Here is a 23,734-nt window from a genome sequence, read left to right as displayed (position 1 = left end):
ATTACAACTATTCACTTTTCGATATTTTACCACGCAATCTCTGCTTATACACAAACAGGCAGTGACACAAAAAAAATTTATAAATGACTTTATTACCACCGCACTAACCTTATCCAAAAATAGATATCAGAAGATAAGTTTTTATATTTTTACTGGCACAATAACAAAAGGGCTTTCTGACACGATAATAATGTCTACGGAAGTATTTCTTATAACTTAATCTGACTATAGTGAATAAGTTCAAAAGCCAATTGCGGCGTTAGCCGCTTCGCCTGACAGAAGCGTTTTATAAGGTAATTTTAGAAAAGAGAGAGAAAAGCACGAAACGCAGGCCAATGCACTGTCAGATCGACTGCGATAATCAAGAATTGCTTATGTCCTGCACGTTAACTCTTTGTGTCATTCGTCAGGCTTCCTCTCATACCTCTGTTCGCCTCTTTTTAAATTGCCTTAACAATTCGGCGGTTAAAAGCCAACTTCCTCCTTTTCAATTCAGATTGCGAATAATAGCACAAATCGTTCAATAAATTTGTTGCATTAAATTTATGCAACATTCCATCGATCAATTGAATTAATTCCAATAGACATAAACTATCAATAATGTAATTTTTTTAGTTTTTAACGATCGATAGCTAAGAATAATCGCCTCCATGCCGATGTGTATTAAATGCCCTCTGCAGGAGCAGAGAGGCATAACTTCAAATTTAACAAGGAAAGAATAATGAAAAAGGTTAAGACCAACAGTCAAACACAAGGTTTAAGTATCAAAAATAAAATATTGCTGGCATTTAGTGTGATATTGCTTTTGATGGTTTTTATTTCAGCAAACTCTCTTTTTCGGCTCAATGAAGCCAAAGATAAAATATCCAAAATCGTAACGGAAGATTATCCAACAACAGCCCTTGGCAATAATGTCATAAGAGAAGTCAATAGCGCGACGACGTTATTACTAAATGCAATTATTGAACAACAACCGGAGAGGAAAGATCAGCTTTTGCAGGCGTTGGATGCTAAAAGCAAAGACGTAACGGCGTTGTATGAACAGCTAAAGGAAAAAGCAGACGATGAGCCCTCACAATTATTATTAAATAAAATATCTGAATTTCGCTCAGCTTACATTCAGTCACGCGCTTTAGTGATAAAAAATCTTAAAACCGATCCTGAGGCCGCCGTCAGTGAGTACGCCACTCACACCCGCGCTTATGAAAGTCAATATCAGGGGAAAATAATGGAATTTATCGATCTGCAACGTAATGAAATGCAGACATCCTATACTGGTTTTCTCGGTGACTATGCAGTGAGCAAAGCGACAATGATCGTTGTTTCACTGATCTGCCTGGCCCTTGGTATCATCATGGCTATTCTGATTTCGCGTGCTATTGTCCGCCCTATCAATCATGCCGTAAACGCAGCAACCCGTATTGCTGAGGGCGATCTGGGTACCGATATTGTCATTACCTCTAAAGATGAAACGGGAATTCTGACAGGGGCGATTGCCCATATGCAGCAAGAATTACGCAAAATCGTGACGGAAATTCGTAGCGGTGCGGAAAATATCGCGACGGGCGCCTCTCAAATCATGGCTGGCACGCGGGATTTGTCAGCGCGAACGGAGGAACAAGCCAGCTCGGTTGAACAAACCGCCGCGTCGATGGAGCAAATTTCCGTGACGGTGAAAAATACCGGCAGCAATACGGCGAATGCTTCCCTCCTCTCAGAAAATGCCAGCATCACGGCCAAAGATAATGAAAAGTTAATGTCATCTCTCACCCATGAGATCCACAATATCACCAACTCAGCAGACAAAATGTCTGACATTATTAGTCTGATCGACTCTATCGCTTTCCAGACCAATATTCTGGCACTTAACGCAGCGGTCGAAGCCGCCCGCGCAGGTGAACACGGAAAAGGATTTGCGGTCGTGGCCCAGGAAGTTCGCGTTCTCGCGCAAAAAACCGCAAATTCATCAAAAGATATTCGCTCTCTGATTGAAAATTCCATGCAGCAAAGTTCCCGCGGCCTGGATATGGTGCGCCAGGTGAGCGGCAAAATGGATGGGCTGGTGCAAAACGTCGATAGTGTCTCAAGTATTCTTAAAGAGATCGAACAGGCGAGCCTGGAACAAAGCGAAGGGGTACATCAAATTAATATCGCCATCGGTCAGATTGATACCACGACCCAGCAAAATGCGGCCCTGGTTGAAGAGTCTGTGGCGGCATCAGAAATGCTTAATGAACAGGCCAGAGTGCTTAAAGATCTGGTCAGCGTATTTAAAATGGCCTGAATGCCCGTATAACATCTGTTATTTATAGTTAATGACCAGACAATCCGGTAATACATTAACGCGGTTACCGGATTGTCTTATTTATCGCGAAGGAAACCTGACAGTTGAGCCAGCGCACTGCCGGGCAACATCGCCGACCTCAGCCCCTTGCTTGCCACTCTTTTTTAAGCAGCGCATAGACAAACGTAGAGTCGTACCGTTCTTCGCCCTGTTCATCTGTGAACGAGACAAACTCCTTAAAGCAGCCTTCCTGTCGCATATGCAGACGGGCACAGAGTTTTTGCGACGGCAGGTTATAGTCTTCCACATAGGCATACAGGCGCCGGGCCTCTTTTTGCGTAAACAGATAAGTAAACAGCGCGCTCACCGACGCGGTGGCAAATCCCTGCCCTTCATACTGCGGGTTGAAGTGCCAGCCTACACTCCAGGTATGCGGATCGGGCTCGCCGCTGTTATCGGCAAAAAGATGCCCCACAAGCGCGTCAGTTTCTTTAAGGCACACCGCGAACTGAGTCTCATCGCTGGCGCGTTTGGCCACCTCTTCTTCGGCTTCTGCCAGAGAACGCATTTTCTCATCATAAAAACAGGGCACGCGCGGCGATGCCATATAAGCAAAAAACGCAGCCGCGTCTTTACGGTGAAAACGCCGAATAATAAGCCCTGGCATGGTCGTCAAAATCATCTCACTCCCCTGTTCATTATTTTCCCTTTCGCGCCGCCTCAATAAGATCGTCGCTCTTCGCGGGTTCCATAAAAAAAGCGGCGCAGAGTCCAGATAAGCAGCGCCAGTAACGCAATGGCTCCCAGCACCGCAAAGGCCACGCTGTAGGAGTATTTTGCCGCAATGGTACCCGCAAGGCCCGGACTGAATGCCGCACCAGCACCCTGCAACAGCATGACAAAGCTCTGCCCGGCATTAGTATGGCCGCTGCCTTCCAGCAACTTGACGATGTAGCCCGGAACCGCCACCCCCAGAAGGCCTGCCGCCACGCCATCCATAATCTGTACCGGTATCATAAAGAGCGGGTCGGCTGAGGTGCAGGCCAGCGCCGCTCGCAGCGGCAGCACTATTAATGCCGCCGCAATCAGTAGCGGGTAGCCATATTTTTCCGCTCTGGCTGCCGCGAATAAGGCCACGGGGATCATCACCAGTTGCGAAATGACAACCGTCGCCGCCGCATACACGCCCGCGCTTATCTCCCCGCCCGGCGCCGATGCCACGCGCATACTGAGCATCGGCAGCAGCGCGGCGTTAGCCAGATGAAAAAGCAGTAGCGTGACCCCGAGGGTAATGACCGCAGGGTGCGTGATAATAACGGACAATTTGGGAAGCGCCGCAGGATCCGCGCTGGCGCTTAATCCACGAGCGACGCGGTTATCAATATCCTCATGGCGAATAGCAAACACCGCCATCGTGGCGCAAATCGCCATACCGGTCATCAAAATGAACACGGCATCTGTGCCAAAGTAGAACACCAGCACACCCGCCAGTATTGCGGCGCTCATATTTCCGCCGTGGTTAAACGCCTCGTTTCTGCCCATTTGATGGTTAAAGCCGGATGAGCCGGTTAACCCAAGCGTGATGCCAGTTAGCAAAGGGGCAATAAAAGCCGCTGACACGCCCGTGACGAGCTGAGAAAAGCCGACGATATAGAGTGTCGGGAATACCCAGAGCAGCAGCGTCGCGGCGGTGATAAGCAGACCGCAGGTAATAAGTATTGCCCGCTTATGCCGTGACGCATCAGCAACCAGCCCGGAGGGCATCGTGGCAAGCAGCCCTGCCAGACCACCAAGTGTCATCATCCAGCCAATACGGTCGGTTTGCCAGTGATGCTCAGTGAGGAAGATCCCTAAAAAAGGGCCAAGACCGTCCCTGACATCCGCCATGAAAAAATTCACTAAACACAGTGCCTGTAGCGATCGTAAAGACATGAAACCTCTTCTTACGTGGCAATCCAGCGATGGTCTCGCATTCACAGAACGGAAATAGGTGCCGTTGTTTGCATGCGGCCCTTCACGCATTCCATTTTAAAATCAGCAGGTTAAAAACCTGCGTGTCGCGTAATACTCGCAAGAAGAGAGAGTAGCGAGTTTTCAAGTCAGTAGCATGATACATAAATGTAACAATTGATTCCGCTGGGCTTTTTTATGTCAGCGTCTGGTTTAGGGCGCGTAACGTCACGGGCGCGGGTGCACCTGTTACATCCGCGACAATTATCGTTATAATCACGCAAATTCTTTACCAGGTTAGAAACGACGATGACAAAACTCACCTTACAAGAGCAGATGCTGAAAGCAGGCTTAGTGACCAGCAAGAAGATGGCCAAAGTCCAGAGAACGGCCAAGAAATCACGCGTTCAGGCTCGTGAGGCAAGAGAGGCAGTAGAAGAGAATAAAAAAGCCCAGATCGAGCGCGATAAGCAACTGAGCGAGCAACAAAAGCAGGCGGCGTTATCAAAAGAGTATAAAGCGCAGGTGAAGCAGCTTATTGAGATGAACCGGATTGTGATTGCCAAAGGCAATATCGATTTCAACTTCACCGACAATAACCTTATCAAAAAGGTCGTGGTAGATAAGACGACGCAGACACAACTGATTAATGGCCGTCTCGCCATCGCGCGTCTGGTGACCAACAGCAACGGCGACAGCGAATACGCGATCATCCCCGCCGTCGTTGCGGATAAAATTGCCCAGCGCGATGAGAGTTACATTGTCTTAAACAGCGCGCTGAGCGAAGAAGTGCAGGACGAAGACGATCCGTACGCCGATTTCAAAATTCCTGACGATTTGATGTGGTAATCCGCAACGTTTAGTACCCCTTTCCCACCGCACTTATGTAGCGCGCCGGGCATCCTCCCGGCGCCTCATCCGGATCTTTCCTGTTCAGAACGGGCTGGCGTGGCAGGCGTTGATCGGTGCTGCGCTGACCGGATGCACAAAATGCAGTTCGCTGGCGTGCAACATCAGTCGGGGAGTTCGCGCCGTGCCCGGTAGCGTCAGGCCGCCATACAGATCGCAGCCCAGAATCGGATGGCCCAGGTACTGGCAGTGGATACGCAACTGATGGGTGCGCCCGGTCTCCGGGATGAGTGCAACCCGCGTCAGTGGCAGTAACGCCCCGTCGTCCCCTTGCTGATAAAAACGCTCCACGACCCGATAGCGGGAGCGTGCAGGTTTGCCGTGAACAGCGCAAATCGACATCAGCGGAAAGAGCGCCGGATCTTTGCCGATCGGTGCGTCGATCACTCCGTCGTCATCGGCCAGATGCCCATACAGCAACGCGGTGTAGACCTTGCTTACCGTGCGCTGGCTGAACTGGTGGCAAATCGCGGCATTTATCGCTTTGTTGCGTGCCACCACCATCAACCCGGAGGTGCCAAAATCCAGGCGGTGGACCAGGGTACAGCCGGGGAATATGTTAACCAGCCGGTGATGTACCGAGTCGAGGTTTTGCGGGTTTTTCCCGGAGAGGCTGAGCAGCCCGGCGGGTTTATTGATGAGCACCAGATGTTCGTCCTGCCAGAGGATCTCTATCTCGTCATGGCACGGCGGGGCAATAAAGGTATCGATAATCTCAGACATCAGGCTGCCCGGCAAAAAAAGTGAGAGTGGATAATAGCGAATTCTCCGCCGCCTGGCGAATCCGGGCTTTACTGCACCTGTTCGCGCCACAGGGCGATCTCTTCATCAAGCCAGGCGATGAAAAGCGAGATTTCCCGCGCTTTCTCCACCTGTGGAGAGGTCACCAGCCAGTAGTGCCAGGGATACGGCGCTGTGAACGCCGTTATCTGTACCAGCTCACCCCGCGCGATAGCGTCCCGGACCAGAGAGCGGCGCTCCAGCGCAATACCGCGTCCCAGCCGCACGGCTTCAAGGACCAGGTTCGAATCATTGATGCGCAATCCCGCGGGCATAATCTCTTTTTCCAGCCCGGCATTCAGACACCAGCTTTTCCACGACTCCGTCGAAAAGATAATGGCACTCTTCGCCACCTCTTGCGGCGTGGCGGGTAAGTTGCCCTTGTTGTAGCCAGGTGCCGCAACGACAATCAGCTCATCAGAAAAAAGAAAGCGGCTCTCCATGCCTTCCCAGTCGCCCTGCCCCATACGGATAGCAATATCGATGCCCTCCTGTTGCAGGCTGGTGACCGTCAGGCTGGCCTGCAAACGTAATGAAATTAGGGGATATTTTTCGCGAAAGCGCATCAGGCGCGGCAGCAACCAGTGATTGCCAAAAGACGGCACCGTCGCCAGCGTCAGTTCCATCGTGCGCGGCTTTACCTGTACCAGCCGGGTGGCCTCCGAGATATGGTTCAACGCCTCGCGTATCTGTAGCGCATAGAGCCGCCCCTCTTCGTTAATCTGCACCCCGCGCCCGTGACGGATAAACAGTTTTACGCCAACCAGCGCCTCAAGGATTTTGATTTGCTGGCTGATGGCGGAATGGGTCACGTTCATCTCTTTTGCTGCCAGCGTCACGCTACCCAGGCGTGCAACCGCCTCAAAGCTTCGCAGGCTGGCGATAGGGGGGAAATCCGACATTGTGCTTTCCTCAAACACAGGGGCCACCAGGTTAACGTTACTACCCAACTGACGTTATTACAGCGGCCACTGATAACCCGGCATGGTGTTATGCCCGTTAATTTTAACGCCGTCTACAGGCTATGCGATAACCGTGCAAAATGTTAGAAAAACTAACACATAAGGTTAGAAACCCGTGATATTCGCCCACGACGATTTACGGTAAGGTCTTTCTGTTTTCGTTACCGGGGCAGGTGTCGCGGTCAATCACTTAACGGCTATTGCTGTGTATGGGCAGGAGTTACGATGAAACTCATTGGCATGATGGACTCGCCTTACGTCAGGCGTGTTGCGGTAACCCTGGAAATCTATGGCATCGAATTTGAAAGTATGCCGCTGTCAGTTTTTCGCTCATTTGAGGCGTTCGCCCGCATTAACCCGGTCGTCAAAGCGCCGACACTGCTGCTGGATAACGGCGTGCAGTTAATGGACTCATCTCTTATTTTGCATTATTTCGAGGCCCAGGCAGACGCAGACCAGAAATTACTCCCTGCGGAGCCTGGCGCGCTGGCACAGGATCTTCGCCTGCTGGGGTTGGCGCTTGCCGCCTGCGAAAAAGCGGTGCAAAACATTTACGAACACAATCTCAGACCGGAAGAAAAGCAGCATCAGCCGTGGGTCGCGCGCGTGACCCAGCAATTGTTAGCCGCCTGCAGGGAATGGGATACGCTACTGGCAGGCCGCGCTGCCGCCCGGCGCCCCGATCAGGTTACCGTCACCAGCACGGTGGTGTGGACCTTTATACAATCGATGATCCCGAATGTGGTGCTGGCCGACGATTTTAAAAATATTGCCTCACTTGCCCGTTCCTGTGAGGCGTTGCCCGCCTTTAAAAAATATCCCTTCTGCTAAACACAGGGCGGGTTAATGACATGATTCATTAACCCGCATCCGCCCGATAAAACGCAGTGATTTTTCTTCGTTTTTTTATGCCGTTATCTATACTCCAGATACCCTGCTCTTATCCGTTAAGGTTTCTTGTGTTAGCAACTATCCTCATCGCGCTTGTCGCCGCGATCCATGTCTACATTCTGGTTCTCGAAATGTTTTTGTGGGATACCAAAACCGGCCGCAAGGCGTTTAACCTGAGCGCCGATTTTGCCCGCGACACCCGCGTACTGGCCGCCAATCAGGGGCTGTATAACGGCTTTTTAGCCGCCGGTTTACTGTGGGGGTTATGGCTGGGCGATGCCGGGTTTCAGGTCAAGCTTTTCTTCCTGGCATGCGTGTTGATCGCCGGGGTGTTTGGCGCGGCAACCGCCAGCAAGAAAATCCTCTATGTTCAGGCGCTACCGGCGCTTATCGCGATGGTCGCGCTATTGATGCAATAAAGGACGAACGAGGGCGGAGATTAATCGTTCCGGGTCTTCTTGTGTTCCAGGTTTCGCGTTTCAAGAAAGCGGACAATCACGACGAAAAAGACGGGAACAAAGAAAACAGCGAGTAGCGTTGCACTGATCATTCCGCCGAACACCCCTGTTCCGATGGCATGTTGCGTGCTGTCACTTGCCCCTTTGGCAAGCATCAGGGGCACCACGCCCAATGTGAACGCTAAAGAGGTCATGAGTATCGGGCGCAAACGCTGTCCGGAGGCGATGAGGGTCGCTTCGATGACGTTTTTGCCCTGGTGCATTAATTGTCTCGCAAACTCAATGATTAGAATGGCGTTCTTGGCGGAGAGCCCAATCAGGGTTATCAGACCGACTTTAAAAAAGACGTCGTTCGTCATCTGTGCGACGATGACCGCCAGAACGGCGCCGAGCAGCCCCAGCGGAACAACCAGCATAACCGCGAAGGGAACAGACCAGCTTTCATAAAGCGCGGCGAGCACCATAAATACCACTAGCATCGACAGTACAATGAGCCCCGGAAGCTGCGATGCAGAGGCCTTTTCCTGTAATGAACTGCCTGCCCACTCGCCCGCAAAACCCGACGGTAAGTTTTTTGCAAGTTCCTCCATTGCCACCATTGCGGTGCCTGTAGATTCACCAGAGGATGCACTTCCGGTAATTCGAATGGCAGGATAACCCTGGTAGCGATTCAGTTGCTGCGGCGAGACATGCCAGGCAAGCGTCACAAACGTGGACACTGGCAGCATCTCCCCCTGGCGGTTTTTAACCGATAAACGCAATAGCTGTTCCGGCTGCATACGGAACGGCGCATCAGCCTGAACAATGACCTGCTGAACCCGCCCATTATTGATGTAATCATTGACATAGTTAGACCCCGTTGCGACAGAAAGGGTTTGATTGATTTCATCAAACGAGACCCCCATGGCTTCGGCTTTTTCCCTGTCAATGTTCAGGGCAAGTGTTGATCCCTCCGGCAGGCCATCAATATAGACATCGCTCAAATACGGGTTCTTATTGGCGCGCTGGACGAGTTCATCCGCTACCTTTTTTAGCGCCTGATAGCCCTTCCCTCCCCGGTCTTGCACATAATAAGTGAACCCGGATGAGGTCCCCATATCAGAAATAGCCGGAGGAAGCAGACTCATGGTTACCGCGTCGGACACACTCTCCATTCTTGATTGAATATGGTCAGCTTCATCCTGTGCGCTTGTCCCTTCGCGGTGTTTCCAGTCCTTGAGTGTGGTAAAAGCCATCGCCGAGTTCTGACCAGAGCCCGAAAACCCAAATCCGAGGATCATGATGTTGCTTTCAATCGCCGGTTGGCTGGCGATTTCCTCTTCAAATTTTTGAACCACTTTAAGCGTACGCTGCATCGTCGCGTCTGAAGGAAGCTGGATGGACGACATAAAGTAGCCTTGATCTTCATCCGGTAAAAACGACGACGGCAATGAAGAGAGACCCCAAAAAAGCGCCATGCACAGCGCGGCATAGAGCACCATCATCCGTCCGGTCCGTTTCAGAGCAAATCCGAGACCGGATGCGTAAAACGCAGTAAGCGCATGAAACCGACCGTTGAACCACGCGGAAAACGCGCGGCCTTTGCGGGAGGCTTGATGATGGGGCTTTAATATCGTTGCGCAGAGTGCTGGCGTGAGCGTCAGGGCCAGAAAGGCGGACAGTAAAATAGAGACTGCCATAGAGATGCAGAACTGCCGATAAATAATTCCGACAGACCCTCCGGCAAATGCCATCGGGATAAATACCGCCGTAAGCACCAGGGTAATACCAATGATTGCGGGCGTGATTTCATGCATAGCTTGCCGCGTGGCTTCCTTCGGGGAGAGCCCCTTTTCTTCCATCAGGCGTTCGACGTTCTCGACCACGACAATGGCGTCATCAACGATAATGCCGATAGCCAGCACCATGCCAAACATGGTCAGAATGTTGATGGAATAACCGCTTAATAGCATCACCGTAAAGGTGCCCAGCAGCGCCACGGGTGCCACGATGGCAGGAATCAGCGTGCAGCGGATTTTATGCAGGAAAAGCAGCATGACGAGGAAGACCAGAACCATCGCTTCAACGAATGTCTCCACCACCTTCATTATGGAAAGTTTAACGAAAGGTGCCGTATCAAAAGGAACCGTAAATTCCATTCCCTCAGGCAGTACACCTGACAGCTCAGCCAGCCGCGCGCGGACACCGGACGCCGTGTTAATAGCATTTGCACCGGGTGAAAGCTGGATAGCGGCCGCCGTTGCGGGTACGCCATTTTCACGTATACCAAAGGTATAGCTTTGTAACCCGGATTCAACGCGGGCAATATCGGCCAGTGTCAGACGCGCACCGGAGATCGCCGACTTAAGAGTAATATTACGAAACGCCTCAACCGAGGTAAGTTGCCCTCTGACGGTGATCGGATAGGTAACGGTCTGACCCGAGACCGCAGGCTCGTCTCCCGTTCTGCCGGGTGAAACAATCACATTTTGCTGACTCACGGCGGTGAGCACGTCCGTAACAGAGAGCCCGTAACTGTGTAATTTCATGGGATCAAGCCAGATTCGCAGCGCTTTTTCACCGCCAAAGAGCTGGACTTTCCCCACGCCCGGCACACGTCGCAGTTCATCCGTCAAATTTCTGGCGAAATAGTCGCTTAAATCCGCTTCCTGATATTCGCCGGTGGGGGATTTTAAACCCACCATCATCAGAAACCCGGAATTAGCGGCCTCAACATTAATACCATTTTGCCGCACAGCCTGCGGTAAACGCGGCTCCACAATCTTTATCTGATTTTGCAGGTCCATCTGGGCGAGTTTAATGTCTGTACCTGGCCTGAATGTTACCGTGATCGAAGCCATGCCGGTGGTATCACTGGACGATTCAAAATAGAGTAAGTTATCCACCCCTGAGATCTCGCGTTCAATAAGCGAAACGACAGAGGTGTTCATGACATCCGGGCTGGCGCCGGGATAACTGAGCGAGATGATAATACCAGGCGGTGCGACCGCCGGATATTGTGCGACGGGCAGTCGGGGGATTGACAATATGCCGGTCAGCACAATAAACAGCGCGATCACCCAGGCAAAAATGGGTCTTTCAATAAAAAAATGCGGCATCAGAAATAATTCCAGTCAACTGACATAATGTTCATAAAAAATAAAGCGACTCACTAGCCTGCTCCACGCCACCCGGCGCAAAGTCATCTGCCAAAAATGTATGCCAATGATAAGAAGTTGATATTGACCACGTATGGCAGGTTTATGGAAAAAGTGTGGAGCCAGACATTGTTCTACATGTATGTATTAGTCCATTACTTCATTGTGAAAAAAGTCCAAATCATCCGTATCAATAAATACACTGGCGTACCGAAGAAAAAGACGCTCAAAAAACACCCATAATAAAATATAAAATCATCCAGACCCGGCATGATATTGAGAAGTAAATTGAACACCAGAATAGTATAAATAAAGACAACAATGACATAGAACGTTATGACGGCTAACTCCTTTAATGCCCCCGTTTTCTTTTGGATGATAAAAAAGAAAAAAGCGATGACGACACACGCAAGCGCCAGAGGTAACGAGAGAACCGCCATATCCGTTTTTTCTTCAATAGCGTGCGCAACAAACAACCATGGAAACAGCAATACGCATGACACCAGAAAATATAAAAAAGAGTCCCAAATTACCTTTTGAAAAATACGCTCAACGTCTTTCATATTGTTTTCCCTGACACAATCTGGCACGCATAAATTACGCATAAAGCACTGGCTTTAGACGTTATAAATTTTGAAAATGAATAGCAATCGGCGTCTGGCCGGGTTTCTCCAGATGAAAATGATTGCATCAGATTGTTGATTGTTTATTTCGGGATTGTGTAGCCAGTATGGAGAAGCCCTCACATACTCTAGATCTTTCGGAAAAAGACATGAAAATGAAACTTTTTCGAATTGCGACTGTCAGATTGTTCTTAACAGGGAGTAATATCAGGCATACAAACTTTACGCATATTGTATTCAATAACCTTTAAACAATTACGACATAAGATCTTTTAAGATAGAGTAATTTCTATCATCGGTACTGATGGAAGATAAAATGAACAAAGATAACCTGATCATTGTCGCTGAAGACGACGATGAAATTGCCGACATACTGATAAGCTATTTACAACGCGCGGGTATGAAAACCTTCCGGGCCAGGGATGGTGAGCAGGCAATTAATTTTACTCGCCTGCACAAGCCAGACCTCATCTTACTTGATATCCATCTGCCTGTTTTTGACGGATGGAATGTTCTTACAACCTTGCGCAAAGAGAGTAACGTACCGGTTATCATGGTGACGGCACTTGATCAGGATGTCGATAAACTGATGGGGCTGCGGCTCGGGGCTGACGATTATGTGATAAAACCGTTTAACCCTTCGGAGGTTATTGCAAGGGTTGAAGCTGTACTGCGCAGAACCAAAGTAAACACAGAGGTTGCAAATACAAGGCCGATAAGAACGCCTTGCCTGACCATTTATCCTGATGATTTTTATGTTGAGATAACCGTCACGGATGAGGTCGTCACGCCGGTGTTGACGACGACGGAATTTAAACTTCTCACCTATCTGGCGCGCAATCCACGCAAGGTATGCTCACGCGAAGAGTTACTTGATGCCTGCCTGCCAGAAGGTGATTCACTGGACAGAACCGTGGACAGCCACATGAGTAAGCTGCGCAAAAAGCTTGAGAATGCGGGGCTCAAAGGGATCCCGGAGAGTATCAGAGGGCTGGGTTACCGCCTGGGTGAGAATAAATGAAAAAAGACCCTATTCTTAGCCGTCAAATATTGACCTATATGGTGTCGCTCACCTTCATTATTATTGCTATCGCCGTCCTGGGCTCTTATTTATTTTATAGTTTCTTAATTTACTATCTGCCGGGGGGGGCCCTGACAGGAAATGAAGATGAGATGACCCTGGTGGACTGGCTGTGGATCATGATTGCTTCGCTGACCAGTCTGGTCGTTTCTCTCTTCTTTACGGTGAAACTCTCTTCAAGGATTTTGACGCCGCTAAATGCGGTAGCGTATAGCCTGAAACAGATTTCACAGGGCAATCTTGACGCAAGGGCAACCTGTACGAGTTCTCAGTTGGGAGAGATGAATAATCTGGTCAATGATTTCAACGAAATGGCAGAAAAACTGCAGACACTGGATATTCAGCGCAATTTATGGAATTCGGCCATCGCTCATGAACTTAGAACCCCGGTGACTATTCTGCGAGGACGGCTGCAAGGACTGGTTGACGGTGTGTTCGAGCCCGCGCCCGTACTGTTCCAAAACCTGCTTAAGCAAACCGAAGGCCTGGCGCATTTAATCGAAGATCTGCGGGTTGTTAGTTCTTACGGCGGAGCCGGATATACGCTAACCCTCAGTGAGACCGATCTTGAGGTAACGATTACCAGTGTGCTGGATAACTTTTCGCCGGAATTTCAGCGCGAACACTTTACTATCGCAACCGAACTTGAGCACCAGCGCTGTTGCTGTGACCCTATGCGCATTATGCAATGCCTGACCGTGCTTTTTGATAATGCCTTAAAATACTCATCGTCACGATCGCTACGGGTAAAAAATGGCATTGTCGGGAAAGAGAACGTCATCCTCGTTGAAGACAGCGGCCCTGGCATTCCTGAGGAACTCCACAGTCTCTTATTTCAGCCTTTTCAACGTGGAGAATATGCAAGAAAGAGTCACCCTCAGGGGTGTGGCTTAGGATTATCGGTGGTCAGAGCGATCATGCTCGCCCACGGCGGGAATGCAACTTACACCCTGACACCAGAAAATCACTCAATTTTTACACTGTCGTGGCCGGTGAGCCAGGACCAAAAATAACCGCGCAGGCTCAATTGAGCCTGTTTTTACACAGCGTCAGATCCCACATCTCCCCTAATTTTACGTTCCAGCTTGCAGGTGTGATCTTTAGCTTCCCGCGCCTGGGGCTTAATGTTATTTCACTAAAATAGATTTCATCCCCTTGCAACATCAAATCGACACGACCATAGTCAATCTCTCCTGCCAGTTCCTGAGCCGCAATAATAGCGTTATAGAATAATGGTGGCTCCTCAATGGCATCAGGTGTGTTTGGGTATTCCATCTGGAAAGGTTGTAGCTTCCATGATCTGTCATAAACATTAATGTACTCATTGCCGTTTTCATCGGTAAAATCGGCTTCAACAAAACAAGCCACACCATGAAAGCAGTGTATTCTTAACATTTCAGGCGTCTGTTTTTTCACTGCCCCAAAAAAAATATCGATATACTCTTCGCAGAGAATAACCGGTGTTATAGATTTGTACTGCCATTCTCTGGTGGTGTAATACATATTTTTATTGAGTGCAAGTTTCAATTTATTTAATGCTTTCGCAGGCTCAAAACTGCCTTTATCGGTACAAATTATCGCACTTCCACTGTCATGATTACATTTTAACACAAAACGTTCGGGTAACTGGCTAAAGTCAATATCTTCCACACTGTGATAGACGCCAATCAAGGGGATGGTTTTAACCCGTTTAGTTCTGGCATGGACATATTCTCTAACGGCGAGTTTATCCGCCAGTAATGTATAAAGAGGGTTGCGATCAAATACCAGACGATGACAAATTTTCTCACTCAATGTCACGGGCTTCATCAGGTTTGACGGGCGTTCGGAAACTTTGTTGAGCGCGGCTGTATGAAAGTACAGATCCGTAGTAACAAACACCCTGCTTTTTCGGATTAAATATTCAGCGTATTTGAGAATGTAATTAAGTTTATTCATGGTTCCTCCTGGGCACAGTCGATATTTTGTCGGAGGATGATTGATTTATATTGTTCAGTTAATGGAGAGAGTATGGAGCACGCGGGGATAAATCATACGTGTCTATTTAAATGCCAAAACCTGCGGGTTTTCTGAGGTCAAACGCAATGCCTTACAACAGCGACCACCGCAGCGCAGTGGTCGCCATGACATTATAAAGATTTACCCTCTTGCGCCTTATTTTCGGCCGCTTCAACGTCACGATACCAGCGCGGGTGATGTTTCTTCGCCCAGCGGCGGCTGACTTTGCCTTCAATCATGCCTTTAATCGAGCCTTTCACCCAGAATGCCATATACATATGGATCAGAATGGCGTGAATCAGCACAATCGCGGCCGTCGCGTGGATTAATAAACTCCAGCGCACAAAGGTGATGGAGAAATAATGGGCAAAATAGGGTCGCCAGATAATAACGCCAGTGATCAGCAGCACAAAAATCAGGCTCATGATGCTCCAGAACATCATCTTCTGCCCGGCGTTATATTTCCCGACATCCGCCACTTTATGCTCGTTACCTTTCAGTACCTCAATAATCCCTTTAAACCACGGAATATCCTGCTTATCAGGAATGTTGTGATGCACAAAACGGACAAACATAAACATCAGCAGAACGAAAATCAGTACGCCGAAGAAGGGATGCAAAATGCGCCCTACCTGCGGCGTCCCGAAGGTTTCGGTTAACCATTGCAGGGTGGGAAAAAAGAGCGCGATGCCGGAAAGCGACACCAGAAAGAAACTGATCACCACCGTCCAGTGACAGGCGCGGTCAATAAACTTTGTGCGCAGGATCATTTTGCTTTTACTCATGGCCGTTTTCCTCTTCGTCGTCATCCGTCTCTTTGTTCGGCCCTATTCCCACATAGTGGTAAATCAGCCCGGCAAAGGTGGCGATAAACCCGGCAGCGGAGAGCGGTTTGAGAACGCCTTTCCATAAATTGACCGGTGTGGAAATCTGCGGGTCGTTTGGCAGGTTGTGATACAGCGCAGGCTGGTCCGCATGATGCAGAACATACATCACGTGCGTACCACCCACGCCTTGCGGGTTATAGACGCCCGCGTTGTCGTATCCGCGCTTTTTAAGCTGCTCCACGCGGCTTTCGGCCACGTTCAGCATCTCTTGTTTGGTGCCAAACTGAATCGCCCCGGTCGGGCACGTTTTCACGCACGCCGGTTCCTGGCCGACGCTGACCCTGTCAACGCAAAGTGTGCATTTATAGACACGGTTATCGTCCGGGTTCAGCCGTGGGATGTTAAACGGACAGCCAGCAATGCAGTAGCCGCAGCCAATACAGTGCTCGGACTGAAAATCCACAATCCCGTTGGCGTACTGAACGATCGCCCCGGCAGACGGGCAGGCCTTAAGACAGCCAGGATCCGCGCAGTGCATACAGCCATCTTTGCGAATAAGCCATTCCAGTTTGTCGTTCTGCGTGGTTTCGCTAAAACGCATCACCGTCCAGGACTTCGCGCTCAGGTCGGTTGGGTTGTCATACACGCCGTTGCAGTAGCCCACCTCGTCGCGAATATCGTTCCATTCAGAACAGGCGACCTGGCAGCCTTTACAACCAATACAGACGCTGACATCGATAAGTTTTGCCACTTCCGCGCGGAAGTCCCGCGCCTGAGGCGGCGGCGTCAGCCCGTTGGTTGCAGAGCGCTTGATAACATCTTGTGATTGCATAGCCATAGGTTCCCTCCTTTACACGCGCTCGATGTTAACCAGAAACGCCTTGTACTCCGGCGTTTGCGAGTTGGCATCACCGACCGATGGCGTCAGCGTGTTGGCAAGGAAACCTTTGCGCGTTGCCCCTTCAAAACCCCAGTGACAGGGTATGCCGATCGTATCCACCGACTTACCGTCTATGGTCAGCGTCTGCAGACGTTTCGTCACCACCGCTTTCGCTTTGATAAAGCCGCGTTTCGAACTCACTTTCACCGTATCGCCTGCCGCAATGCCTTTTTTCTGTGCCAGCGCTTCACCAATTTCGATGAACTGATCGGGCTGAGCGATGGCGTTGAGACGCGCGTGTTTGGTCCAGTGGCGGAACAGTTCGGTAATGGAATAGGTAGTCGCGACATACGGGAAGGCGTCCGCTTTGCCCATATTGGCGATATCATCATGGAAAATACGCGCCACCGGGCTGGAAACCACCGCCGGATGCAGCGGGTTAGTGCCAATCGGCGACTCAATCGGTTCGTAATGTTCCGGGAACGGCCCGTCGTTCATTTTGTCCAGGGAGAACAGCGCGCCACCCCTTCCGGGTTCATGATAAACGGCCCGACATGACTGCCCGGTGCGGCCTGGCTGTAATCCGCCACGTCCATCCCGCTCCACTTTTTGCCATCCCAGTGCAGCAATGCACGTTTGGCGTCCCACGGTTTCCCTGCCGGGTCGGCAGAGGCGCGGTTATAGAGGATACGGCGGTTCGCCGGCCACGACCACGCCCAGCCCGGCGTACAGCCAAGGCCATACGGATCGCTATTGTCGCGGTTGGCCATCTGGTTGCCCTGCTCTGTCCAGCACCCGCAGTACACCCAGCAAAAGCTGCTGGTGGTACCGTCGTCACGAAGCTGGGCAAAACTGCTGAGCTGCTGGCCTTTTTTGGCAATCAGTTGCCCCTTGTCGTCATAAAGATCGGCCAGCGCCATTCCGTTCGCTTCACGGGCAATCTCTTCCGGATGCGGATCGTACGGGTCTTTATAGTTCCAGTTGATGTTCATCAGCGGTGCCGGGTTTGCGCCCCCTTCCTGCTGATAAAGCTCACGCAGGCGCATAAACAAACGCCCGAGGATCTTGCCATCGTGCAACGCTTCGCCTGGTGGCTCCGCCGCCGCCCAGTGCCACTGTAGCCAGCGTCCGGAGTTGGCAATCGAACCGTTTTCTTCGGCAAAACAGGATGACGGCAGACGGAAGATTTCCGTTTGGATATCCGCAGGATTGACGTCATTCATCTCCCCGTGGTGCTGCCAGAAATTCGACGATTCCGTTACCAGCGGGTCAATCACTACCATGTATTTCAGCTTTGAGAGCGCGCGGGAGGATTTGTTTTTATCCGGAAACGCCGCCAGCGGGTTAAAACCCTGCACAATGTAACCGTTAATCTTCCCTTCCAGCATCAGCTCGGCCTGGGTCATCACGTCATAGAGGCGATCCCACTTCGGCAGCCAGTCATAACCCCAGTTGTTCTCTGCCGTCGCATGCTCGCCCCAGAAACTCTTCATCATGCTGATAAAGAATTTCGGTGTGTTTTGCCAGTAGTTCACTTCGTTCACCCCCAGCGCAGGCGGGGTGATTTGCGAAATATAGGTCTGATAATCCGGCTGTTTTTCCGACGGCAGCGGCATGTAGCCGGGAAGATTGGTCGACAGCAGGCCAAGGTCGGTATAACCCTGAATGTTGGAGTGACCACGTAGCGCGTTGACGCCGCCGCCCGCCATACCGATATTCCCGAGCAGCAGTTGTAGCATGGCTGCGGCGCGGATGATTTGCGCCCCGGCGCTGTGGTGTGTCCAGCCCAGCGCATAGAGGATGGTCGCGGTGCGATCCGGCACGCTGGTGCTGGCAAGGATCTCGCAAATGCGGTTGAAATCGGCCAGCGAGGTGCCGCACAGGCGGTTTACCATTTCCGGCGTGTAGCGTTCGACGTGTTTTTTCAGCAGGTTCCAGACGCAGCGCGGATGGCTTAACGTCTCGTCACGCAGCGGGTTGCCTTTTTCATCCAACTGATAGAACCAGCTCGATTTATCGTACTGGCGTTTTTTCGCGTCATAGCCGCTGAACACGCCATCTTCAAACTGATAGTCGTCGCGGATAAGCAGGCTGGCGTTGGTGTAATGGCGCACGTAGTCGTGTTGAATGCGATCGTTTTCCAGCAGATAACGGATGACGCCCAACAGGAACGCGGTGTCCGACCCCGCACGGATGGGCGCATAGAGATCGGCCACGGCGGCACTGCGGTTAAAGCGCGGATCGACCACCACCACGGTGGCGTCATTTTTCGTTTGTGCTTCAACGACCCACTTAAAGCCCACCGGGTGAGCCTCGGCGGCGTTGCCGCCCATGATCAGCACCACGTTGGCATTTTTAATATCCACCCAGTTGTTGGTCATCGCACCGCGACCAAAGGTGGGTGCCAGCGCGGAGACGGTCGGCCCGTGGCACAGACGCGCCTGGCAATCGATAGCGACCATCCCGAGGCTGCGGGTAAATTTGCCGTCGAGAATGCCGGTCTCATTACTGGCGGCCGAGGAGCAGAGCATGCCGGTGGTGGTCCAGCGGTTGACAGTCTGCCCCTGCGCATTTTTTTCGACAAAGTTCGCGTCACGGTCATCTTTCATTAACCGCGCAATGCGGTTAATGGCGTCATCCCAACTGATACGCACCCATTTATCCGAGCCTGGCGCACGGTATTCAGGGTATTTCAGGCGCGTTTCGCTGTGAATATAATCCAGCACGCCTGCCCCTTTCGGACACAATGAACCCCGGCTTACCGGGTGATCCGGGTCGCCTTCAATATGGTAAATGCTTTCTTTAACGTTTTTGGCCGTATCGCCAAGGCTGTACATCAGCATGCCGCAACCGACTGAGCAGTAGGTACAGTTATTACGCGTCTCTTTTGCTTTTAAGAGTTTGTATTGACGTGTTTCCGCATGAACGGAAAAAGATGATAAAAATCCGAGAGATGCAACAGTGGTTCCTGCCATACCGCCCGCGCAGATTCGAAAGAACTGCCTCCGGCTGAGCTCCATGTATCCTCCAGCTTAAACTTAAGACATGAAAAGGGACGGAGATTATAGGGTCAATCGAAGCGGGAAACCATTACTCTTATGTGGTTATTGATACAGGTCAATTTTTTGATTGTATTGAAGAAAAGGGAAACTGATCGCAACGGGTTATTTGCGTGGTTAAACGCCTGTTTCGCCTTATCGCTTTTTAAAAAGATCAATGCAGGAAGCGACTGTACCCGGCAAAGAAAGGCGTCGCCGGGTGGTATCAGTGACCTGCGTTGCGCAGCACGGCAAGCAGCGTCTGCGTTGGCCGGGAAGCGGCTCCGGCTTGCGAACAGACCAGGCCAAATTCGCGCCAGATGGCGGGCATCAGCGGCAATACGCACAGGCCGCGTTGTTCTTCGGGTAAGGTGGACTCAGGCAACAGCGCCACCCCCATCCCTTCGCGCACCAGTACACTGGCACTCATCCAGTCTCGCACGGTCACCCGCACATCGGTGAGTGTCAGACCGGCCTGTTCCATCAGACTTTTACCGTTCACGGAGCAACCGCCGGTCGCCAGAATAAAGGGCTGGTTAGCGAGCGCTTCAAGGGTAATGCCACGTGCTGTGGCGCGCCGCGCGAGAGGGTGGCTGACGGGCAGCACGGCAACCCATGCATCCCGCCCTACTATTACCTCGGCGCGTTCGGGCGCGGGGTTCAGCACGACGCCCAGATCGACGGTATCGGCAGCCAGCCACTCCTCCACTTCCTCGTCCGTGCCTTCCAGCGCCACCAGTTCAATTCCCGGATGTAAACGGCGGAAATCCCGTAGCAGGGCGGGCAGCAGTGCAGACATAACGGAAGGAAAGCTCGCCAGGCGGATGCGCCCGCCGTTCAGGCCACGGCTGTCATCGGCCAGGGTGCGTATCGCATCCAGTTGCGCCAGCATAACCCGCGCATGATCAACCACCTGCTTACCCAGCGCCGTCACGCCGATATATCTGCGCTCGCGGTTGAATATAAGAAACCCCAGCGACGCTTCTAACTGGGCAATGGCCTGACTGGCGCCAGATTGCGTGATCCCCACGCTTTCTGCACCACGAGAGATATTGTTGGCATCGGCGACGGCAACCAGCAGCCGCCAGTGCAGAAGGTTCATCATGGTTATCAGTAGCTCAGCTAATAGCAAATAAATGAAGCATTAATTTTACAGAAACAGGCACAACACGCACAGTGATTTACCGCCCCCTTATTCTTCAACGTTTCGGAGTCGCTATGAAGCTTTACTACGCCCCCAATACCTGCTCGCTGTCCCCACATATCGTGTTGCGCGAACTCGATTTGCCCTTCGAACTCATCAAGGTTAACAACACCACAAAGCGAACTGCCGATGGTCGCGATTTCCTCACCATTAACCCCAAGGGGTATGTCGCGGCACTGGAACTGGACGACGGGGAAATCCTGACCGAAGGGCCGGTTATCGTGCAGTACCTTGCGGATATGAAGCCGGAAAGCGGACTCACACCCGCCAACGGTAGCCGGGCGCGGGTGCGCCTGCAGGAGTGGCTGAATTTTATCACCAGCGAAATTCACGCCGGTTCAGCACCGCTGTTCAATGCCGCATTGCCCGAGGATGCCCGGCAGATAATCCACGAAAAGTTGTTCAGACGCTTCGCATACCTTGAGACCAGCCTGAGTACAACAGACTACCTGATAGGCCGCGCTTTCTGCGTGGCAGATGCTTATCTGTTCACCGTACTGGGCTGGTGCGCCCTTTTTTCGATTGACTTACACCGTTGGCCTGCGCTGGCAGCCTTTATGGTGCGGATTGAAAGGCGGCCTTCCGTGCAGGCGGCTTTACGCGCCGAAGCGGCTCAGTAACTTTTTACAGATAAGTGTTGACCAGGTAGAACGATCGTTCTACCTTTATCACATGAACAAGACGCCAGGCACTACCCGAGAAAAAATCCTGACTACCGCTGAACAGTTGATCTATCAGAACGGTATCCACGCCACCGGCATGGACCTTCTGGTTAAGACCTCAGGCGTAGCAAGGAAAAGTATTTATCGCTATTTCGCGACCAAGGATGACGTGGCAGCCGCCGCGTTGAATGCGCGTGATGAACGCTGGATGCAGTGGTTCAGAACAGAATCTGATAAAGGCGATACGCCTCAGGCTCGCATTCTGAATATGTTCAGCGTGCTCAAGAGCTGGTTTGAGTCTGACGGTTTTCGCGGTTGTGCATTTATCAACACGGCCGGAGAAGTGGGTGACCCTGACGATCCCGTCCGCCAGATAGCAAAACGGCATAAACAAAAATTGCTCGATTACACACTCGAACTCACTACACAACTAAACATTGAACAACCGGCCGCGCTGGCCAGACAACTGCTGATTCTGATGGAAGGCGCCATCACCCTCGCCTATGTGATGGGGGATAACAGCGCCGCCGACAATGCAAGGGATGTTGCGAAACTTTTGCTGGAGCAGGCCCTGCATAAGGCCTGAGTAACAAAAACGCTTTCTTTTGAAATATCCACATTTGCAGGAGACGTAAGCATGCCCGATATTCAACCTCGCCCGCCCCTTCCTCCTTTCACGCGCGAATCGGCGATTGAAAAAGTGCGCCTCGCAGAAGATGGCTGGAACAGCCGCGATGCCGAAAAAGTAGCGCTGGCCTACTCGCTGGATACGCAATGGCGTAACCGCGCTGAATTTGCCAATAATCGTGAAGAGGCCAAAGAATTTCTCAGCCGCAAATGGAAAAAAGAGCTGGAGTATCGCCTGATTAAGGAGTTATGGGCGTTTACTGACAACCGTATCGCCGTGCGGTACGCCTATGAATGGCATGATGATTCGGGTAACTGGTTCCGCTCTTACGGCAACGAAAACTGGGAATTTGAAGCCGATGGCCTGATGCGCCGCCGTTTCGCCTGTATCAACGATATGCCGATTAAAGAGAGTGAGCGCAAATTCCACTGGCCATTGGGACGTCGCCCGGACGATCACCCAGGTCTTTCGGAACTGGGGCTGTAAAGTTATCGCTTATCTTATGTGAAGACCCCGGTCAGGTTTTTAACCGGGGCTTTTCTCAATTCAACATGAACGGTAAATGTTCATAAACATCATGAGCCCCGTCCAGTGAAGTGAATTATCTTATCGCGTTGTGGGAAGTCCCATGATTGACGTTTGCCCGGCAACGTTGCCGACCCGCCAACTGTTTTCAACGGTTCACTGACACTGTTTCTCTTTCCAGAGCATAAAAGCGCGCTAAAACAGGGCTTGCCCGGCAAGATGACCTATTCCCATCGACAAAACCATGGCCATAGTGCTCCAGAAGGTAATCCTGATGATGGCCCTGACCGGATTGGCTTTGCTCACCGCCGAGGATATATAACCAAGGACAGCAAGTGATAACAGGGTCGAAAGAATAATAAAGAACGAAATCAGCGCTGCGGGAGCGAGCCAGGCAACGATGAGGGGTAACGCCGCACCGGCAGAAAAGCTCCCGGCCGAAAAGAGGGCCGCCTGCAAAGGCCGCGCAGAGTTCGTAGCTGTCAGCCCAAGTTCTTCCCTGGCATGGGCATCAAGCGCATCTTTCCTCATAAGCTGCTCTGCAACCTGCCTGGCGATTACAGGCTCCAGCCCCCGTTGCATATACAGGGAAGTCAGCTCCTGCACCTCACCCTGATAATCTGTTTCCAGTTCCTTTTTTTCCTGGGCGAGCGCCGCGTTTTCTGTATCAGACTGAGAGGAGACGGAAACATACTCCCCGGTTGCCATCGACATCGCGCCAGCCACCAGCCCGGCAACACCCGCCAGTAAAATCGCTGAAGGCTCAGGCTTTGCAGACGCCACCCCAAGCACAAGACTGGCAGTGGAAACAATGCCGTCATTCGCCCCCAGTACAGCAGCCCTCAACCATCCGACGCTTTCAATGCTGTGTCGTTCAAGATGCATGTTTCTGTTTTC

At 51.4% G+C, this 23,734-nt stretch carries 20 protein-coding genes and 1 pseudogene; 9 read left to right on the top strand and 12 right to left on the bottom strand.

From position 1 onward, the window contains the following. Nucleotides 1–721: 721 nt before the first annotated feature. On the top strand, nt 722–2,284 hold the full coding sequence (locus tag ABU190_RS11905) for a methyl-accepting chemotaxis protein (RefSeq protein WP_354691404.1): 1,563 nt from the start codon (nt 722–724) through the stop codon (nt 2,282–2,284). Nucleotides 2,285–2,423: 139 nt separating this feature from the next. Here the strand turns inward: ABU190_RS11905 and ABU190_RS11900 are convergent, their stop codons facing one another. Both ABU190_RS11900 and ABU190_RS11895 read right to left on the bottom strand, forming a co-directional pair. Then, nucleotides 2,424–2,966: a GNAT family protein gene (locus tag ABU190_RS11900; protein WP_354691403.1), complete on the bottom strand. Its 543-nt coding sequence runs from the start codon at nt 2,964–2,966 to the stop codon at nt 2,424–2,426. 38 nt (nt 2,967–3,004) lie between these two features. Next, complete coding sequence (locus tag ABU190_RS11895; RefSeq protein WP_354691402.1) at nt 3,005–4,216, bottom strand: MFS transporter; 1,212 nt, start codon at nt 4,214–4,216, stop codon at nt 3,005–3,007. Nucleotides 4,217–4,543: 327 nt separating this feature from the next. Between ABU190_RS11895 and ABU190_RS11890 the strand changes: the two genes are divergently transcribed. Next, a complete protein-coding gene (locus ABU190_RS11890) occupies nt 4,544–5,083 on the top strand; it encodes a DUF2058 domain-containing protein (RefSeq protein ID WP_354691401.1) in 540 nt (179 codons plus the stop codon). Nucleotides 5,084–5,167: 84 nt separating this feature from the next. Here ABU190_RS11890 and ABU190_RS11885 read toward each other — a convergent pair whose 3' ends face one another. Together ABU190_RS11885 and ABU190_RS11880 are read right to left on the bottom strand one after the other, a co-directional pair. Next, the gene (locus ABU190_RS11885) at nt 5,168–5,866 is read right to left on the bottom strand and encodes an RluA family pseudouridine synthase (protein WP_354691400.1); all 699 of its coding nucleotides are present in this window, start codon (nt 5,864–5,866) and stop codon (nt 5,168–5,170) included. A gap of 68 nt (nt 5,867–5,934) precedes the next feature. Beyond that, on the bottom strand, nt 5,935–6,825 hold the full coding sequence (locus ABU190_RS11880) for a LysR substrate-binding domain-containing protein (protein WP_354691399.1): 891 nt from the start codon (nt 6,823–6,825) through the stop codon (nt 5,935–5,937). A 285-nt stretch (nt 6,826–7,110) separates the two neighbouring features. Between ABU190_RS11880 and ABU190_RS11875 the strand changes: the two genes are divergently transcribed. Together ABU190_RS11875 and ABU190_RS11870 are read left to right on the top strand one after the other, a co-directional pair. After that, complete coding sequence (locus ABU190_RS11875; RefSeq protein ID WP_110295513.1) at nt 7,111–7,716, top strand: glutathione S-transferase; 606 nt, start codon at nt 7,111–7,113, stop codon at nt 7,714–7,716. A gap of 128 nt (nt 7,717–7,844) precedes the next feature. Continuing rightward, nucleotides 7,845–8,195 carry a DUF1304 domain-containing protein gene (locus ABU190_RS11870; RefSeq protein WP_041851479.1) on the top strand — a complete coding sequence of 117 codons (351 nt, stop codon included), beginning with the start codon at nt 7,845–7,847 and terminating at the stop codon, nt 8,193–8,195. 20 nt (nt 8,196–8,215) lie between these two features. Here the strand turns inward: ABU190_RS11870 and ABU190_RS11865 are convergent, their stop codons facing one another. Together ABU190_RS11865 and ABU190_RS11860 are read right to left on the bottom strand one after the other, a co-directional pair. Further along, a complete protein-coding gene (locus ABU190_RS11865) occupies nt 8,216–11,332 on the bottom strand; it encodes a multidrug efflux RND transporter permease subunit (RefSeq protein ID WP_354691398.1) in 3,117 nt (1,038 codons plus the stop codon). Between the two features lie 194 nt (nt 11,333–11,526). After that, nucleotides 11,527–11,934 (bottom strand): transporter, encoded by a 408-nt coding sequence (locus ABU190_RS11860; RefSeq protein WP_354691397.1) that lies wholly within the window; start codon nt 11,932–11,934, stop codon nt 11,527–11,529. 376 nt (nt 11,935–12,310) lie between these two features. Between ABU190_RS11860 and ABU190_RS11855 the strand changes: the two genes are divergently transcribed. Together ABU190_RS11855 and ABU190_RS11850 are read left to right on the top strand one after the other, a co-directional pair. Next, a complete protein-coding gene (locus ABU190_RS11855; RefSeq protein ID WP_354691396.1) occupies nt 12,311–13,015 on the top strand; it encodes a response regulator in 705 nt (234 codons plus the stop codon). Continuing rightward, on the top strand, nt 13,012–14,088 hold the full coding sequence (locus tag ABU190_RS11850) for a HAMP domain-containing sensor histidine kinase (RefSeq protein ID WP_354691395.1): 1,077 nt from the start codon (nt 13,012–13,014) through the stop codon (nt 14,086–14,088). Before ABU190_RS11855 ends, ABU190_RS11850 begins: the two co-directional genes overlap by 4 nt. Before the next feature lie 10 nt (nt 14,089–14,098). Here the strand turns inward: ABU190_RS11850 and ABU190_RS11845 are convergent, their stop codons facing one another. From ABU190_RS11845 to ABU190_RS11825, 5 genes and pseudogenes are all read right to left on the bottom strand, one after another. Further along, nucleotides 14,099–15,013 (bottom strand): ATP-grasp fold amidoligase family protein, encoded by a 915-nt coding sequence (locus ABU190_RS11845; RefSeq protein WP_354691394.1) that lies wholly within the window; start codon nt 15,011–15,013, stop codon nt 14,099–14,101. A 191-nt stretch (nt 15,014–15,204) separates the two neighbouring features. Continuing rightward, nucleotides 15,205–15,858, bottom strand: coding sequence for a formate dehydrogenase-N subunit gamma (fdnI, locus tag ABU190_RS11840; protein WP_296414657.1), 654 nt, complete (start codon nt 15,856–15,858; stop codon nt 15,205–15,207). Next, nucleotides 15,851–16,738, bottom strand: coding sequence for a formate dehydrogenase subunit beta (gene fdxH, locus ABU190_RS11835; protein ID WP_271848899.1), 888 nt, complete (start codon nt 16,736–16,738; stop codon nt 15,851–15,853). Before fdxH ends, fdnI begins: the two co-directional genes overlap by 8 nt. A 12-nt stretch (nt 16,739–16,750) precedes the next feature. Further along, nucleotides 16,751–19,800: pseudogene (gene fdnG, locus ABU190_RS11830) on the bottom strand (formate dehydrogenase-N subunit alpha). A 244-nt stretch (nt 19,801–20,044) separates the two neighbouring features. Continuing rightward, on the bottom strand, nt 20,045–20,923 hold the full coding sequence (locus tag ABU190_RS11825) for a LysR family transcriptional regulator (protein ID WP_354691393.1): 879 nt from the start codon (nt 20,921–20,923) through the stop codon (nt 20,045–20,047). 113 nt (nt 20,924–21,036) lie between these two features. Here ABU190_RS11825 and gstA point away from each other — a divergent pair, with 113 nt between their 5' ends. Genes gstA through ABU190_RS11810 form a run of 3 tightly spaced genes read left to right on the top strand, consistent with a single transcriptional unit; the run spans nt 21,037 to nt 22,798 of the window. Continuing rightward, entirely contained in the window at nt 21,037–21,642 is a 606-nt protein-coding gene (gene gstA / locus ABU190_RS11820; protein WP_354691392.1) for a glutathione transferase GstA, read from the top strand. 52 nt (nt 21,643–21,694) lie between these two features. Then, nucleotides 21,695–22,270: a TetR family transcriptional regulator gene (locus ABU190_RS11815; protein WP_354691391.1), complete on the top strand. Its 576-nt coding sequence runs from the start codon at nt 21,695–21,697 to the stop codon at nt 22,268–22,270. A 51-nt stretch (nt 22,271–22,321) separates the two neighbouring features. Beyond that, a complete protein-coding gene (locus ABU190_RS11810; protein WP_125124461.1) occupies nt 22,322–22,798 on the top strand; it encodes a nuclear transport factor 2 family protein in 477 nt (158 codons plus the stop codon). 234 nt (nt 22,799–23,032) lie between these two features. Here the strand turns inward: ABU190_RS11810 and ABU190_RS11805 are convergent, their stop codons facing one another. Next, nucleotides 23,033–23,722 (bottom strand): VIT family protein, encoded by a 690-nt coding sequence (locus tag ABU190_RS11805; protein ID WP_296414649.1) that lies wholly within the window; start codon nt 23,720–23,722, stop codon nt 23,033–23,035. Between the last annotated feature and the right edge of the window lie 12 nt (nt 23,723–23,734).

Origin of the sequence: Phytobacter sp. RSE-02 (genome assembly GCF_040578655.1) — a bacterium.
Taxonomy (GTDB): domain Bacteria; phylum Pseudomonadota; class Gammaproteobacteria; order Enterobacterales; family Enterobacteriaceae; genus Phytobacter; species Phytobacter diazotrophicus.
Note: the sequence above shows the minus strand (reverse complement) of the source record. Positions and strands in the feature narration are given on the sequence as shown.

Excerpts from the sequence above, each read along its gene's own strand:
- ABU190_RS11885 (WP_354691400.1), bottom strand. The coding sequence starts at position 5,866 with ATGTCTGAGATTATCGATACCTTTATTGCCCCGCCGTGCCATGACGAG.
- ABU190_RS11895 (WP_354691402.1), bottom strand. The coding sequence starts at position 4,216 with ATGTCTTTACGATCGCTACAGGCACTGTGTTTAGTGAATTTTTTCATG.
- ABU190_RS11865 (WP_354691398.1), bottom strand. The coding sequence starts at position 11,332 with ATGCCGCATTTTTTTATTGAAAGACCCATTTTTGCCTGGGTGATCGCG.
- ABU190_RS11890 (WP_354691401.1), top strand. The coding sequence starts at position 4,544 with ATGACAAAACTCACCTTACAAGAGCAGATGCTGAAAGCAGGCTTAGTG.
- ABU190_RS11875 (WP_110295513.1), top strand. The coding sequence starts at position 7,111 with ATGAAACTCATTGGCATGATGGACTCGCCTTACGTCAGGCGTGTTGCG.
- fdxH (WP_271848899.1), bottom strand. The coding sequence starts at position 16,738 with ATGGCTATGCAATCACAAGATGTTATCAAGCGCTCTGCAACCAACGGG.
- ABU190_RS11845 (WP_354691394.1), bottom strand. The coding sequence starts at position 15,013 with ATGAATAAACTTAATTACATTCTCAAATACGCTGAATATTTAATCCGA.
- ABU190_RS11805 (WP_296414649.1), bottom strand. The coding sequence starts at position 23,722 with ATGCATCTTGAACGACACAGCATTGAAAGCGTCGGATGGTTGAGGGCT.
- ABU190_RS11905 (WP_354691404.1), top strand. The coding sequence starts at position 722 with ATGAAAAAGGTTAAGACCAACAGTCAAACACAAGGTTTAAGTATCAAA.
- fdnI (WP_296414657.1), bottom strand. The coding sequence starts at position 15,858 with ATGAGTAAAAGCAAAATGATCCTGCGCACAAAGTTTATTGACCGCGCC.
- ABU190_RS11860 (WP_354691397.1), bottom strand. The coding sequence starts at position 11,934 with ATGAAAGACGTTGAGCGTATTTTTCAAAAGGTAATTTGGGACTCTTTT.
- ABU190_RS11825 (WP_354691393.1), bottom strand. The coding sequence starts at position 20,923 with ATGATGAACCTTCTGCACTGGCGGCTGCTGGTTGCCGTCGCCGATGCC.
- ABU190_RS11810 (WP_125124461.1), top strand. The coding sequence starts at position 22,322 with ATGCCCGATATTCAACCTCGCCCGCCCCTTCCTCCTTTCACGCGCGAA.
- ABU190_RS11880 (WP_354691399.1), bottom strand. The coding sequence starts at position 6,825 with ATGTCGGATTTCCCCCCTATCGCCAGCCTGCGAAGCTTTGAGGCGGTT.
- ABU190_RS11850 (WP_354691395.1), top strand. The coding sequence starts at position 13,012 with ATGAAAAAAGACCCTATTCTTAGCCGTCAAATATTGACCTATATGGTG.
- ABU190_RS11855 (WP_354691396.1), top strand. The coding sequence starts at position 12,311 with ATGAACAAAGATAACCTGATCATTGTCGCTGAAGACGACGATGAAATT.
- ABU190_RS11815 (WP_354691391.1), top strand. The coding sequence starts at position 21,695 with ATGAACAAGACGCCAGGCACTACCCGAGAAAAAATCCTGACTACCGCT.
- gstA (WP_354691392.1), top strand. The coding sequence starts at position 21,037 with ATGAAGCTTTACTACGCCCCCAATACCTGCTCGCTGTCCCCACATATC.
- ABU190_RS11900 (WP_354691403.1), bottom strand. The coding sequence starts at position 2,966 with ATGATTTTGACGACCATGCCAGGGCTTATTATTCGGCGTTTTCACCGT.